Genomic DNA, 13,806 nt, shown 5'->3' on the forward strand with positions numbered 1-13,806 from the left:
ACACATGCAATGGGAAGTTGTGATCGGGCTTGAAATCCACACTCAGCTCGCCACCCAGTCGAAGATCTTCTCCGGCAGCGCCACCACCTTCGGCTCCGAGCCGAACACCCAGGCCAGCCTGGTAGACCTGGGCATGCCCGGCGTACTGCCGGTGCTGAACCAGGAAGCCGTGCGCATGGCGTGCATGTTCGGCCTGGCCATCGATGCCGAAATCGGCAAGCGCAACGTGTTCGCGCGCAAGAACTACTTCTACCCGGACTTGCCCAAGGGGTACCAGATCAGCCAGATGGACCTGCCGATCGTCGGCAAGGGCCACCTGGATATCGCCCTGGAAGACGGCACCATCAAGCGTATCGGGGTCACCCGCGCGCACCTGGAAGAAGACGCCGGCAAAAGCCTGCACGAAGACTTCAGCGGCTCCACCGGCATCGACCTTAACCGTGCCGGCACCCCGCTGCTGGAAATTGTCTCCGAGCCTGACATGCGCAGCGCCAAGGAAGCCGTGGCCTACGTCAAGGCGATCCACGCACTGGTGCGCTACCTGGGCATCTGCGACGGCAACATGGCCGAAGGCTCGCTGCGCTGCGACTGCAACGTGTCGATTCGTCCGAAGGGTCAAGCCGAGTTCGGCACCCGCTGCGAGATCAAGAACGTCAACTCGTTCCGCTTCATCGAGCGCGCGATCAACAGCGAAATCCAGCGCCAGATCGACCTGATCGAAGACGGCGGCAAGGTGGTGCAGGAAACTCGCCTGTACGACCCGAACAAAGATGAAACCCGCTCCATGCGCAGCAAGGAGGAAGCCAACGACTACCGTTACTTCCCCGACCCGGACCTGCTGCCGGTGGTGATCGAGGACAGCTTCCTCGAAACCATCCGCGCCGGCCTGCCGGAGCTGCCGCCGCAGAAGGTCGAACGCTTCCAGCGCCAGTATGCCCTGTCGGCCTACGACGCCAACGTGCTGGCTTCGAGCCGCGAACAGGCGGACTACTTCGAGGAAGTGGTAAAAATCGGTGGCGACGCCAAGCTGGCGGCCAACTGGGTCATGGTCGAGCTGGGCAGCCTGCTCAACAAGCTGGGCATCGAGATCGACCAGGCACCGGTCAGCGCCGCGCACCTGGGTGGCATGCTGCTGCGCATCCGCGACAACACCATCAGCGGCAAGATCGCCAAGACCGTATTCGAGGCGATGGCTGCCGGTGAAGGCGATGCCGACAGCATCATCGAAAGCAAAGGCCTGAAGCAGGTGACCGACACCGGTGCCATCGACAAGATGCTGGACGAGATGCTGGCGGCCAACGCCGAGCAGGTCGAACAGTACCGTGCGGCCGACGAGGCCAAGCGTGGCAAGATGTTCGGCTTCTTTGTCGGCCAGGCGATGAAAGCCTCCAAAGGCAAGGCCAACCCGGGGCAGGTGAACCAATTGCTCAAGGCCAAGCTCGAAGGCTGACCTGAATAGGCTGCGAGGGCGCTGCCCTCGTTCGCGGGCTTGCCCGCTCCCACAGGTACTGCACCGCTCTCACAGGCGGTGATGTGCCTGTGGGAGCGGGCAAGCCCGCGAATGGCCGCACTGGAGCACATCTGACTTGCTGAAAAGACTTTGGGGCACCCTCGCCCTCTTCTCCCTGCTGGCCGGGTGCGCCAGCCATGACATCGACCCGCGTGGTTACGACCAGACGGGCACCGCTTCCTATTACGGGTCGCGCCACCACGGCAAACGCACCGCCAGTGGCGAGCCGTTCAACCAGCACGGTTTTACCGCCGCCCACCGCAACCTGCCGTTCGGCACCCGCGTACGGGTCACCAACACGGCCAACCAGCGCAGTGTGGTGGTGCGCATCAACGACCGTGGCCCTCACACCCGCGGCCGCCTGATCGACCTGTCTCGCGCCGCTGCAGAAAAAATCGGCATGCTCCGTAGCGGAACGGCACGCGTGCGAGTACAAGGGCTTAGCGACTGACGCGACAGGAGTCCGACCATTTTCGACTTGGCCACCCTTCCCACCTTCAGCCTGTTGCAACTGGGCATTGCCCTGCTGCTGCTGGTCGGCGGCGCCGAATTGCTGGTGCGCGCAGCGCTGCGCCTGGCTCAGCGCCTTCATGTTCGCCCGTTGATCATCGGCCTGAGCCTGGTGGCCTTCGGCAGTACAGCACCACAACTGACCGTGAGCCTGCAGGCGGCCTATCAGGGCGCGCCGGATGTGGCGGTCGGCAGCGTGATCGGCAGCAACATCTTCAACGTACTGGTCATTCTTGGCCTGGCCGCGCTGATCATCCCGCTGCGTGTGTCGCGCCAGCTGGTGCGCCTGGACATTCCGCTGATGATCCTCGCCAGCGGCCTGGTCTATGCCTTGTCCGCCAACGGTTACCTGGGCCGGGTGGAAGGGGGGCTGCTGCTGCTTGGCCTGGCCGGCTACCTGGCAATGCTCTGGCACCAATCGCGCCACTACGCACGCACTTACCCCGCGCCGGACACGGCAAAATCCAGCGCCAGGCGCTTCTGGTCAGGCACGCTGCTGCAGGTGCTGGCCGGCTTTGGCCTGCTGAGCCTGGCGGGCCACCTGCTGCTGGAGGCCGCCGTGGAGGTTGCCACAGACCTGGGGCTGTCCGAGCGCATCATCGGCCTGACCGTCGTCGCCATCTGCACATCCTTGCCAGAGCTCGCCGCCGCGCTGATCGCGGCCCTGCGTGGCGAACGGGAAATCGCCGTGGGCACCGTGATCGGCAGCAACCTGTTCAATCTGCTGGCAGTGCTGGGCCTGACCGCGCTGATCACCCCTGTGCCGCTGTCGATCTCGCCCAACGCCCTGGCCTTCGACCTGCCGGTTATGCTCGGCGTCGCCGCGCTAAGCCTGCCGGTGTTCTATTCCGGTTACCGCATCACCCGCGCCGAAGGCCTGGTGTTCCTGTGCCTGTACCTGGCCTACGGCCTGCACGTAGCGGCGTTCACCATGGGCATGCCGCTGGCCGGGCGCCTGGAGCGGTTGATGCTGTTCTATGTGCTGCCTGTGCTCGCGGTGGTGCTGCTGTATACCACCGTGCGCGCCTGGCGCCGGCAGCATTGATCGGGCCATGTCATCTGGCGCATGCCTTAAGCCTTGTGTCGCCCTTTAGATCGAGCGCCGCCCGCGCGGCGCTCGTTCTCACAGGCGATACAAATCTAACGGCGAACCTGCCGAGCCTTCTTCAGCTTGAAGGCCACCCACAGCACGGCAATCCATGCCGGGATCAGCATCACCGAGATGCGAATCGGCGGAGTCAGGTACATCACCACCAGAATCAGCACAATGAACGCCAGGCACAGGTAGTTGGTCAGCGGGTGCCCCAGGCTCTTGTAGAACGGGGTAATACCGGCCGCCAGCTTGGCCTTGCGGAACTTCAAGTGGGTAATGCTGATGCTCGCCCAGTTGATCACCAGCGCCGACACCGCCAGGGCCATCAGCAAGCCAAAGGCCTCGCCCGGCATGAGGTAGTTGATCACCACGCACAGCCCGGTCGCGAAGGCAGACACGCCCAGTGCAGTCAACGGCACGCCGCTGCGGCTGACTTTCAGCAACTGGCGCGGTGCGTCACCCTGGCTGGCCAGACCAAACAGCATGCGGCTGTTGGCGTACACGCAGCTGTTGTAAACCGACAGCGCAGCCGTCAGCACCACGATGTTGAGGATGGTTGCCACCAGGTCGCTGTCCAGCTCGTGGAAAATCATCACGAACGGGCTGCCACCCTGCACGACCTTCTGCCACGGGTACAGGGACAGCAGCACCGCCAGGGCACCGATGTAGAAGATCAGGATGCGGTACACCACCTGGTTGGTGGCCTTGGGGATACTCTGGCGCGGGTTGTCTGCCTCGGCAGCAGTGATACCCACCAGCTCCAGCCCACCGAACGAGAACATGATCACCGCCAGCGCCATCACCAAGCCGCTGACACCGTTAGGGAAGAAGCCGCCGTACTGCCACAGGTTGGCCACGCTGGCATCCGGGCCGCCATGGCCGCTGCTCAGCAACCAGGCGCCGAAGCCGATCATGCTGACGATGGCCACTACCTTGATCAGGGCGAACCAGAATTCCATTTCGCCGTAGACCTTCACCTGGGTCAGGTTGATCAGGTTGATCACCACAAAAAATATCGCCGCCGTGGCCCAGGTGGGGAATTCCGGCCACCAGTACTGCACGTAGATACCCACGGCCGTCAGCTCGGCCATGCCAACCAGTACATACACCACCCAGTAGTTCCAGCCCGACACGAAGCCTGCAAACTCGCTCCAGTACTGGTGGGCAAAGTGGCTGAAGCTACCGGCCACCGGCTCTTCCACCACCATTTCACCCAGCTGGCGCATGATCAGGAAGGCCATCAGGCCAGCGATGGCATACCCCAGCAGTACGGAGGGCCCGGCCAGCTGGATGGTCTGGGCGATGCCCAGGAACAAGCCGGTACCGATGGCCCCGCCCAGCGCGATCAGCTGGATATGGCGATTCTTCAGCCCGCGCTGTAACTGCTCGGGCTTGCTCTGGTCTTGCATGAAGTGTCCTTTAGCTCAGTGAGGCTGTTTTTGTGTTGTTTGCAGTCAAGGATCTAGATCCATCCGCCCCACTGCAAGATGAAAATGCCGATATTGGTGGTGATTGCCGCCATTAAGGTGGTGATCACGATGATCGACGCAGCCAGCTCATGGTTGCCGTTGGCCGCCCGCGCCATGACGTAACTGGCAGCTGCGGTCGGGCTGCCGATGTACAGGAACAGGATACCCAGTTCGGCCCCGCGAAAGCCGCACAGCCAGGCACCGAGGGTGCCGGCCAGCGGCAGCCAGACCATCTTTACCAGGCTGGCGTCGATGGCCAGCCGGCCGCTGTCGCGCAGCGCCGCCAGCGACAGGGTGCCGCCAATACACATCAATGCCAACGGCAGGGTCATCTGTGCCAGGTAATCACCTGAAGTCAGCAGCCAGTTAGGGAGCGGCACCTGGCCGTAAGCCATGGGTGTCGCGACCAGCACGCTGATGATCAGCGGGTTGCTTAAAATGCTCTTGCAGATGCTCCACGGGTCGGACTTGAGGTCCGGGCTGTACACCGCCAGCACCACTGCCGACAGCGAGTTGTACATCAGGATGACCAGGCCGGCGAGCACTGCACCCAGCGAAATACCGTAGTCGCCGTAAAGGCTGGCAGCCAGGGCCAGGCCGATCACGCCGTTGTTGCCGCGGAACGCGCCCTGGGTATAGATGCCCCGGTCGGCCTGCGGGCTACGCCAGATGGCCATGCCCCAAGCGACGCCGAAGCCCACCAGAGTGGCGACGATGAAGTAAAGGATGACACCGGGCTTCACCGCAGCAGCCAGGTCGGCGTGGTAAATGCCGAGGAACAACAGCGCAGGCATGCAGACGTTGAACACCAACTGCGAGGCAACGCGGTTGAAATTATCGTCGATCAGACGGATGCGTTTGAGCAGCACGCCCATGAACAGCATGGCGAAGACAGGTGCCGTGATGTTCAGCGTCTGGATAAGAAGGGCGAGCATGCGCAAGCGATCCTGGAGAGGTTGCCGTTAGGTGGCTAATGATACGCCAACGGCTGGTATTTGCGGGGATCGCGGGCTTGTAGAAAAATTTCTGTCAGTGCCGGCCTCTTCGCGGGACAAGCCCGCTCCCACAGGTATCGCACAAATCTCCAGACCTGTTCAGGGCCTGTGGGAGCGGGCTTGCCCCGCGAAGAGGGCAACGCGGACTCAGCGCCGGACCGGGCGCTTCTGCAGCTTGCGCTGCAAGGTCCGGCGGTGCATGCCCAGCGCACGTGCGGTGGCCGAAATGTTGCCCTCGTGCTCGTTCAGTACGCGCTGGATGTGTTCCCACTGCAGGCGGTCGACCGACATCGGGTTTTCCGGCACCAGGGTATCCAGGTCGGTGTGCTCCGACAGCAATGCTGCCAGCACATCATCGGCGTCAGCCGGTTTGCACAGGTAATTGCAGGCGCCGCGCTTGACCGCTTCCACCGCCGTGGCAATGCTCGAGTAACCGGTCAGGATCACCACGCGCATTTCAGGGTCCAGCTCCAGCAGCTTGGGCAGCAGCACAAGGCCGGAGTCACCGTCCATCTTCAGGTCCAGCGTGGCGTAATCTGGCAGGTCCTGCTGGGCCAGAATCAAGCCTTCCTCGGCCGAACTGGCGGTGCTCACGCGGAAACCGCGACGGCTCATTGCCCGGGCCATGACCCGGGTGAAGGTGGCATCGTCATCCACCAACAGCAGGTGCGGCAGCTCTTCGCTTTCGACCTGGTTTTCTTCGCTCATCATTCATCTCCTCGCTTGCCATAGGGCAGGCGCAATTCGGTCAGGGTGCCACCCTGTTCATGACTATAGAGTTTCACCGAACCGCCCGCACGGGTCACGCTGGCCTTGCTCAAGAACAGGCCCAGGCCGAAGCCTTTGCCTTTGGTGGTAATGAAGGGTTTGCCGATGGCTTCGGCAATGGCCGGCGGCACGCCAGGGCCATGGTCACGGATACTGATGACGATGTCCTGAGCGTCCCAGTCCAGGCGCACTTCCAAGTCATCGGGGCAGGCATCGGCTGCATTGTTCAACAGGTTCAGCAGCGCCTGGGTCAGGTCTGGTGGTGGCGTCAGGCGCGGCACTTTGCCATCGCGCAACCGCTGGAAGCGGTAGCTGGCTTCCGGGCGCATCAGGTGCCAGCGGTTCAGCGCCTCGTCCAGCCAGGCGGTCACCTCCTGCTCCACGATCGCCAGGCGGCGGTTGGCTTCGGCGGCGCGCACCAGCTGTTGCAAGGTCTCTTTGCACAGCTTTACCTGGTCCTGCAGGATCTGCAGGTCTTCCTGCAGCAGCGGGTCGGTGTGGTCCTGACGCATTTCGTTGATCAGCACGCTCATGGTCGCCAGTGGCGTGCCCAGCTCATGGGCAGCACCGGCGGCCTGGGTAGCCACGGCCAGCAGTTGCTCATCGCGCAGGCTTTCTTCACGCCGCTCGGACCGCAGTTGCTCCTGGCGGCGCAGCTCTTCGGCCATGCGTGCGGCAAAGAAAGTGATCACCGCCGCAGCCAGGGCAATGCTCAGCCACATGCCGTAGACCTGCATCTTGTCCCGCGCCATGGGCAGGCCCTCAAGCGGGTAGAACTGCACCAGCAGCAGGCTGTAGGCGGTCAGGGCGATACCCGACAGAATCAGCGAATACAGCCACGGCAAGGTCACTGCGGCAATCGCCAGCGGTACCAGGTAATACGACACGAACGGGTTGGTCGAGCCGCCGGAGTAATACAGCAAGGCACTGTGGATCAACAGGTCACAGGCCAACTGCAGGGCGTACTCCATTTCGGTGACGGGCAGCGACAGGCGCAAGCGCAGCGCGGTGAAGGCACACAGCAGCGACGACAAAGCCAAGGTGCCCGCCAGCGACAGCCACGGCAAGGGTAGCAATTCGGTCCAGTAGGCGACGCCCACGGAGCCAGCCTGGGCAGCCAGGACCAGGACCCGGATGACGGTCAGGCGCCAAAGGTTCTGGCGGGTAGCAGATAGCGGTTGTACGGCGGCGAGCATGAGCTCTCCTGATGAGTGCTCCAGAAAATCGGCTGGAGTATACCGAAGCCGGGCGCCTCGCTGCAGCGCTGCGGCAAAGCGCCACAGTTTGTCACAGGTTCATGATGGCACTTTTGAACCCACTACACTGTTGCCGGTCTGATGGGCCATGCGTGGAATGATGGCCAAACCCCACGCCTTTTATTGCCAAGGAGTACCACATGCAAATCCCACGTCGCGGCGCCGCCCTGATTCTGTCCTGCGGCTTGCTCGCCAGCCTGCCTGCGCTAGCTGCCGATGAGCCACGTTACAACCAGGTATCGCTGCGCGCTGAAGTGAGCAAGGAAGTGCCGCGCGACCTGATGGTCGTGACCCTGTACAGCGAAGCGCAGAACAGCGACCCGGGCAAGCTGGCCAAGCAGATCACCGAAACCATGAACAAGGCCGTGCAGCAGTCGCGACAGGTCAAGGACGTGAAGATCAGCCAAGGCAGCCGCAACAGCTACCCGGTGTATGACAGCAAGGGCCAGAAGATTACCGGCTGGCGCGAGCGCGCCGAGCTGCGCCTGGAAAGCGACAACTTCCCGGCCCTGTCCCAGCTCACAGCCGACCTGCTGCAAGAGCTGAAAATGGGCGGCATGGACTTCTCCATCGCACCGGCCACACGCAAGGCCAGTGAGGATGCATTGCTCAAGGACGCCGTCGATGCCTTCAAGGCGCGTGCTCAACTGGCCACCGAGGCGCTGGGCGGCAAGGGCTACAAAGTGGTCAGCCTGAACCTCAACAGCAGCGGTTACCCGCGCCCGTACCTGCGCAGTGCGCCGATGGCGATGAAAGCCATGGGGGCCGACGAAGCAGCGCCAGCGCCGGATATCGAGGCGGGCACCAGCGAAGTGAGCATGAATGCTGATGGCCTGATCGAAGTGCAAATGCCCTGACAGCCACGAGCTTCAAGCGGCAAGCTTCAAGTTGACTGTAAACCCGGTCTGCTTTGGCTTGCCGCTTGGCGCTTGCCGCTTGAGTCTGCTTTTCAGACATTTCCTACGCAACACCCAGGTGCATCCTACGTTTATCACCGCCTAGAAACATCGCGCAAAATGCCATCATTTTGCCTGCGCAAACGTTTAACTTCGCCTAAAGTTATACTGATGCGACATCCATGTACGCCCGTACCACTTTTCCGGCGCCAACTATCCTTATACCTGTTGCATTGGGAACACCCCCTGCATAAGTATCCTCAGGTCGGCTCACGAGGCCACCTCATCCAAAAAATGACAACAATGAGGCCACCATGCTCAAACACGCAGTCATTCCGTTCCTGCTTGGCGCAGGCTTGCTCACCGGCGCGCCGTCGGTCCTGGCCGCGTCCAACCTGGTGTTTTGCTCAGAGGGCAGCCCGGCCGGTTTTGACCCGGGCCAGTACACCACCGGGACCGACTTCGACGCCTCGGCAGAGACCGTGTTCAACCGCTTGACCCAGTTCGAACGAGGCGGTACTGCAGTTATCCCGGGCCTGGCGACCAAGTGGGAAGTGTCCGACGACGGCAAGACCTACACCTTCCACCTGCGCGAAGGCGTCAAGTTCCATACCACCGACTACTTCAAGCCCAGCCGGCCCTTCAACGCCGACGATGTGCTGTTCACCTTCAACCGCATGCTCGACAAGGATCATCCGTTCCGCAAGGCCTACCCTACCGAGTTCCCGTATTTCACCGACATGGGCATGGACAAGAACATCGCCAAGGTGGAAAAGCTGGACGAGCACACGGTGAAGTTCACCCTTAACGAGGTCGACGCTGCGTTCATCCAGAACCTGGCCATGAGCTTCGCTTCCATCCAGTCCGCCGAGTACGCCGACCAATTGCTCAAGAACGGCAAGGCCGCCGACATCAACCAGAAGCCGATCGGCACCGGCCCGTTCGTGTTCAGCAAGTACCAGAAGGACGCGCAGATTCGCTTCAAGGGCAACAAGGACTACTGGCAGCCCGAGGACGTGAAGATCGACAACCTGATCTTCGCCATCACCACCGATGCCTCGGTACGCATGCAAAAACTGAAGAAGAACGAGTGCCAGGTCACCCTGTTCCCGCGGCCAGCCGACATCGAGCCGCTAAAGGCCGACAAGCACCTGCAGATGCCCCAGCAAGCCGGGTTCAACCTGGGCTACATCGCCTACAACGTGATGGACAAGATCAAGGGCAGCAACGAGCCCAACCCCATGGCTCAGCTGAAAGTGCGCCAGGCGCTGGACATGGCGGTGGACAAGAAGAAGATCATCGAGTCGGTCTACCAGGGCGCCGGCCAGTTGGCAGTCAATGCCATGCCGCCGACCCAGTGGTCGTATGACGACAGCATAAAGGACGCCCCCTTCGACCCCGAAAAAGCTAAACAGCTGCTCAAGGAAGCCGGCATCAAGGAAGGCACCGAGATCACCCTGTGGGCCATGCCCGTGCAACGCCCATACAACCCCAATGCCAAGCTGATGGCCGAAATGCTGCAATCCGACTGGGCCAAGATCGGCATCAAGGCCAAAATCGTCAGCTATGAATGGGGCGAGTACATCAAACGCTCCAAAGGTGGCGAACAAGGCGCCATGCTGATTGGCTGGAGCGGCGACAACGGTGACCCGGACAACTGGCTGGGCACCCTCTACGGCTGCGATGCCGTCGACGGCAACAACTTCTCCAAGTGGTGCTACAAGCCCTACGACGACCTGATCAAGCAGGCCAAGGCCACCTCCGACCAGGCCAAGCGCACCGAGCTGTACCAGCAGGCGCAGCACATTCTCAAGGAGCAGGTGCCGATTACCCCGATCGCCCACTCCACCGTGTATCAGCCCATGAGCGCCAAAGTGAAGGACTTCAAGATCAGCCCGTTTGCGCTGAACGCCTTCTATGGCGTAAGCGTGGACAAATAGGGTAACCCCAGCACCCGCCATCTGGCGGGTGCCTTGCCCCCTTCCCCCTCTTCATGTCGTCCCGCGGCTATCCGCTGCGGGGTGGGCGAACTGTTGCCGCCATTCGCACCCCGAGGCGGCGCAAACAGCTGAAAAAGGACTTGCCATGCGTCACGCGACCCGTCTTTCAACCTTGCTGGCCCTGGGCCTGATGAGCCAATCCCCGGCCCTGTTGGCGAACAACCTGGTGTTTTGCTCCGAGGGCAGCCCCGCCGGCTTCGACACCGCCCAGTACACCAGCGCCACCGACAACGACGCCGCCGAGCCGATCTACAACCGCCTGGTCGAGTTCGAGCGTGGTGGTACTGCCGTGCACCCTGCCCTGGCAACCCGCTGGGAAGTATCCGACGATGGCTTGCGCTATACCTTCCACCTGCGTGAAGGGGTGAAGTTCCACAGCAACAAGGCCTTCTCCCCAAGCCGCGATTTCAACGCCGACGATGTGCTGTTCACCTTCAACCGCATGCTCGACAAAGGCCACCCGTTCCGCCAGGCCTACCCTACCGAGTTTCCTTACTTCATCAGCATGGGCCTGGACAAGAACATCGCCCATGTCGAGAAAATCGACCCGCTGACTGTGGCATTCACCCTGAACACGGTCGATGCCGCGTTCATCCAGAACCTGGCCATGAGCTTCGCCTCCATCCTCTCCGCCGAATACGCCGGGCAACTGATGGCCAGCGCAAGACCGAGCGACATCAACCAGCAGCCCATCGGCACCGGGCCGTTCGTGTTCCAGCGTTATCAGAAGGATTCGCAGATCCGCTACAAAGGCAACAAGGAGTACTGGGCGCCGGATGAGGTGAAAATCGACAACCTGGTGTTCTCGATCAACATCGACCCTTCGGTACGCATCCAGAAACTGCGCCGCAACGAATGCCAGGTCACCCTGCACCCTCGCCCGGCCGACCTGCCAGCGCTCAAGGCCGACAGCTCGCTGCGGGTATTGCAGCAACCAGGCTTCAACCTCGGCTACATCGCCTACAACACCCAGCACCCACCGTTCGACCGGCTGGAGGTGCGCCAGGCGATGGACATGGCTGTGAACAAGAAAGCCATACTCCAGGCGGTGTATCAGGATTCCGGCCAACTGGCAGTCAACGCCATGCCACCGACCCAGTGGTCCTATGACGAAAGCCTCAAAGACGCGCCCTACGACCCGCAAAAGGCCAGGCAGCTGCTGCAGCAGGCCGGCGTCAAACCTGGCACCGAAGTCACCCTTTGGGCCATGCCGGTGCAACGCCCTTACAACCCCAACGCCAAGCTGATGGCCGAAATGCTCCAGGCAGACTGGAACAAACTCGGGTTCAAGGTGCGCATCGTCAGTTACGAATGGGGCGAGTACCTCAAGCGCATGAAAAGCGGCGAGCACGACATCGCCCTGATTGGCTGGACCGGCGACAACGGTGACCCGGACAACTGGCTAGGCACCCTGTACAGCTGCGATGCCATCGGCAGCAACAACTACTCGCTGTGGTGCGACCCGCAGTACGACAGCCTGGTCAAGCAGGCCAAGCAGGTCACAGACCAACCGCAGCGCAGTGCGCTGTACCGGCAGGCCCAGCAACGGCTCAAACAGCAGGTGCCGATTACGCCGGTGGCGCATTCCACAGTTAACCAGCCGCTCAGCATCAAGGTTTCTGAGTTCAAGGTCAGCCCGTTTGGGCGCAATGATTTTTCCGGTGTGAGTGTTGATTAAGCGTTAGCCAATACCGGCCTCTTCGCGGGCAAGCCCGCTCCCGCAGGATCTCTACAGGTTCGGACCTTGCGCCCTATCTGTGGGAGCGGGCTTGCCCGCCAAAAGGCCAGCACAGGCAACACAACGCCCCCTTTTAGCCCGGCGACCCCGGGCAACTCTGGCAACACCGCAGCAAAAAACCCGGCCCACAAGGCCGGCAATAACTAGAAAGCAATGGGAGCTTCAACCTTGAAAGTACCAACCCTGAGCGCACTGGCCTTATCCATCAGTGCATTTTCCACCGTGGCCCAGGCCGATCCGCAAAGCCAGGACTACATTCCGCTCACCCTCAAAGGCAGCAGCGCGCAGGCGCAAGCCAGCGGCTTCATCGACGGCCAGAGCCTGTCCGGCAGCACCCGCAACTGGTACGCCCGCGAACGCGCTGCACGCGCCCCGCTGTGGAAGTACTACAAGAGCGACGGCACCCGCCACCCCACCCACAGCCGGGAAAACTGGCTGCAGGGCACCATCCTCAACTACAGCTCCGGTTTCACCCAAGGCACCGTGGGTTTCGCTGTCGAGGCCGCTGGCTATAACGCCATCGCCCTGCAGCAGAGCCGCGAAGCGATTGCCGGCCCCAACAACCGCACCCTCACCCACAGCGATGGCGACCCCGTCGGCCAGTGGAGCAAACTGGGCCTGGGCAACATCAAGGCGCGCGTGTCCAACACCACCCTTACCCTTGGCCGCCAGTCGGTGGACACGCCCATGATCGCCTACATCGGCAACCGCGCCCTGCCATCGAGCTTCCAGGGCGCGTTCCTGCACAGCGCCGAGTTCGACAACCTGAGCCTCGATCTGGGCACTTTCGACCGCGTTTCGCCACGCACCGAACAAAGCCTTAGCAAGTTTCGCAGCGAATACGGCGCCACCGGCGTGGAAACCGACCGCGCCAGCACTGCCGGCATCAATTACCAGCCGTTCAAAAGCCTGAGTACCAGCCTGTATGCCACCCAGGTAGACGACTTCTGGAACCAGTACTACTTCGGCGCCAACCACGTGCTCGGCGACAGCGCAGTGCTCAGCCTGAGCACCGGCCTTAACTACTACAAGACCGTCGATGCCGGCAGCCAGAAAATGGGCAAGATCGACAACGACACCTACAGCCTGTCGCTCGGCCTGACCCACCAGGCCCATACCCTCAGCGCCTCGTGGCAGCAGGTGAACGGCAACGAATACTTCGACTACCTGCACGAAACCAACGGCATCTACCTGGCCAACTCGTTGTTGTCGGACTTCAACGGCCCCAACGAGAAGTCGCTGCAGCTTTCCTATGTATTGAACATGGCGCCCTACGGCGTGCCAGGGCTGAAGTTCAACCTGTACAACGCACGCGGCTGGGGCATTGACGGCACTCACTACCGCGGCACCGCCTACGACGTGAATGGCCTGAACGGCGAAACCCACTACGAGTGGGGCATCGGCACCAGCTACGCGGTGCAGAGCGGGCCGCTGAGAGACACCAGCATCCGCGCGACCTACACCACCCACCGCGCCAGCAAGGCACAGGGTGACGGCAGCCTGGACGAGTTCCGGGTGGTTACCACCATTCCATTCAACATTCTTTGACCGCTGGCGCCACGGCCCCCTTC

The 13,806-nt window shown here is 62.0% G+C and carries 11 protein-coding genes; 7 read left to right on the plus strand and 4 right to left on the minus strand.

Annotated elements, in window-relative coordinates; all coding sequences use genetic code 11:
* The first annotated feature begins 4 nt into the window (after nucleotides 1–4).
* The 3 genes from gatB to J3A71_RS24365 all read left to right on the plus strand — a co-directional run bounded on the left by gatB (nucleotide 5) and on the right by J3A71_RS24365 (nucleotide 3,065).
* Nucleotides 5–1,450, plus strand: coding sequence for an Asp-tRNA(Asn)/Glu-tRNA(Gln) amidotransferase subunit GatB (gene gatB, locus J3A71_RS24355; RefSeq protein ID WP_145913321.1), 1,446 nt, complete (start codon nucleotides 5–7; stop codon nucleotides 1,448–1,450).
* A 136-nt stretch (nucleotides 1,451–1,586) separates the two neighbouring features.
* Complete coding sequence (locus J3A71_RS24360) at nucleotides 1,587–1,961, plus strand: septal ring lytic transglycosylase RlpA family protein (RefSeq protein WP_095115795.1); 375 nt, start codon at nucleotides 1,587–1,589, stop codon at nucleotides 1,959–1,961.
* Between the two features lie 60 nt (nucleotides 1,962–2,021).
* Nucleotides 2,022–3,065: a calcium/sodium antiporter gene (locus tag J3A71_RS24365; protein WP_102689434.1), complete on the plus strand. Its 1,044-nt coding sequence runs from the start codon at nucleotides 2,022–2,024 to the stop codon at nucleotides 3,063–3,065.
* Between the two features lie 95 nt (nucleotides 3,066–3,160).
* Here J3A71_RS24365 and J3A71_RS24370 read toward each other — a convergent pair whose 3' ends face one another.
* The 4 genes from J3A71_RS24370 to J3A71_RS24385 all read right to left on the minus strand — a co-directional run bounded on the left by J3A71_RS24370 (nucleotide 3,161) and on the right by J3A71_RS24385 (nucleotide 7,541).
* Entirely contained in the window at nucleotides 3,161–4,522 is a 1,362-nt protein-coding gene (locus tag J3A71_RS24370; protein ID WP_023048012.1) for an amino acid permease, read from the minus strand.
* Between the two features lie 53 nt (nucleotides 4,523–4,575).
* Nucleotides 4,576–5,517, minus strand: coding sequence for an AEC family transporter (locus tag J3A71_RS24375; protein WP_016485013.1), 942 nt, complete (start codon nucleotides 5,515–5,517; stop codon nucleotides 4,576–4,578).
* 207 nt (nucleotides 5,518–5,724) lie between these two features.
* On the minus strand, nucleotides 5,725–6,285 hold the full coding sequence (locus tag J3A71_RS24380; protein WP_003255244.1) for a response regulator: 561 nt from the start codon (nucleotides 6,283–6,285) through the stop codon (nucleotides 5,725–5,727).
* Entirely contained in the window at nucleotides 6,285–7,541 is a 1,257-nt protein-coding gene (locus J3A71_RS24385; protein ID WP_016485012.1) for an ATP-binding protein, read from the minus strand. Before J3A71_RS24385 ends, J3A71_RS24380 begins: the two co-directional genes overlap by 1 nt.
* A gap of 200 nt (nucleotides 7,542–7,741) precedes the next feature.
* Here J3A71_RS24385 and J3A71_RS24390 point away from each other — a divergent pair, with 200 nt between their 5' ends.
* From J3A71_RS24390 to J3A71_RS24405, 4 genes are all read left to right on the plus strand, one after another.
* Nucleotides 7,742–8,458, plus strand: coding sequence for an SIMPL domain-containing protein (locus J3A71_RS24390; protein WP_016485011.1), 717 nt, complete (start codon nucleotides 7,742–7,744; stop codon nucleotides 8,456–8,458).
* A 353-nt stretch (nucleotides 8,459–8,811) separates the two neighbouring features.
* Nucleotides 8,812–10,437, plus strand: coding sequence for an ABC transporter substrate-binding protein (locus tag J3A71_RS24395; RefSeq protein ID WP_209953401.1), 1,626 nt, complete (start codon nucleotides 8,812–8,814; stop codon nucleotides 10,435–10,437).
* A gap of 145 nt (nucleotides 10,438–10,582) precedes the next feature.
* Nucleotides 10,583–12,175, plus strand: a complete 1,593-nt coding sequence (locus J3A71_RS24400; protein WP_060517620.1) for an ABC transporter substrate-binding protein — start codon at nucleotides 10,583–10,585, stop codon at nucleotides 12,173–12,175.
* Nucleotides 12,176–12,403: 228 nt separating this feature from the next.
* Nucleotides 12,404–13,783 carry an OprD family porin gene (locus tag J3A71_RS24405; protein WP_023048009.1) on the plus strand — a complete coding sequence of 460 codons (1,380 nt, stop codon included), beginning with the start codon at nucleotides 12,404–12,406 and terminating at the stop codon, nucleotides 13,781–13,783.
* The last annotated feature ends 23 nt before the right edge of the window (nucleotides 13,784–13,806 follow it).

Origin of the sequence: Pseudomonas sp. PvP089 (assembly GCF_017875165.1) — a bacterium.
Lineage (GTDB): Bacteria > Pseudomonadota > Gammaproteobacteria > Pseudomonadales > Pseudomonadaceae > Aquipseudomonas > Aquipseudomonas fortuita.

Bases quoted from the DNA above. Each gene is read 5' to 3' on its own strand.
- gatB (WP_145913321.1), top strand. From the start codon at position 5: ATGCAATGGGAAGTTGTGATCGGGCTTGAAATCCACACTCAGCTCGCC.
- J3A71_RS24370 (WP_023048012.1), bottom strand. From the start codon at position 4,522: ATGCAAGACCAGAGCAAGCCCGAGCAGTTACAGCGCGGGCTGAAGAAT.
- J3A71_RS24375 (WP_016485013.1), bottom strand. From the start codon at position 5,517: ATGCTCGCCCTTCTTATCCAGACGCTGAACATCACGGCACCTGTCTTC.
- J3A71_RS24380 (WP_003255244.1), bottom strand. From the start codon at position 6,285: ATGAGCGAAGAAAACCAGGTCGAAAGCGAAGAGCTGCCGCACCTGCTG.
- J3A71_RS24385 (WP_016485012.1), bottom strand. From the start codon at position 7,541: ATGCTCGCCGCCGTACAACCGCTATCTGCTACCCGCCAGAACCTTTGG.
- J3A71_RS24390 (WP_016485011.1), top strand. From the start codon at position 7,742: ATGCAAATCCCACGTCGCGGCGCCGCCCTGATTCTGTCCTGCGGCTTG.
- J3A71_RS24395 (WP_209953401.1), top strand. From the start codon at position 8,812: ATGCTCAAACACGCAGTCATTCCGTTCCTGCTTGGCGCAGGCTTGCTC.
- J3A71_RS24400 (WP_060517620.1), top strand. From the start codon at position 10,583: ATGCGTCACGCGACCCGTCTTTCAACCTTGCTGGCCCTGGGCCTGATG.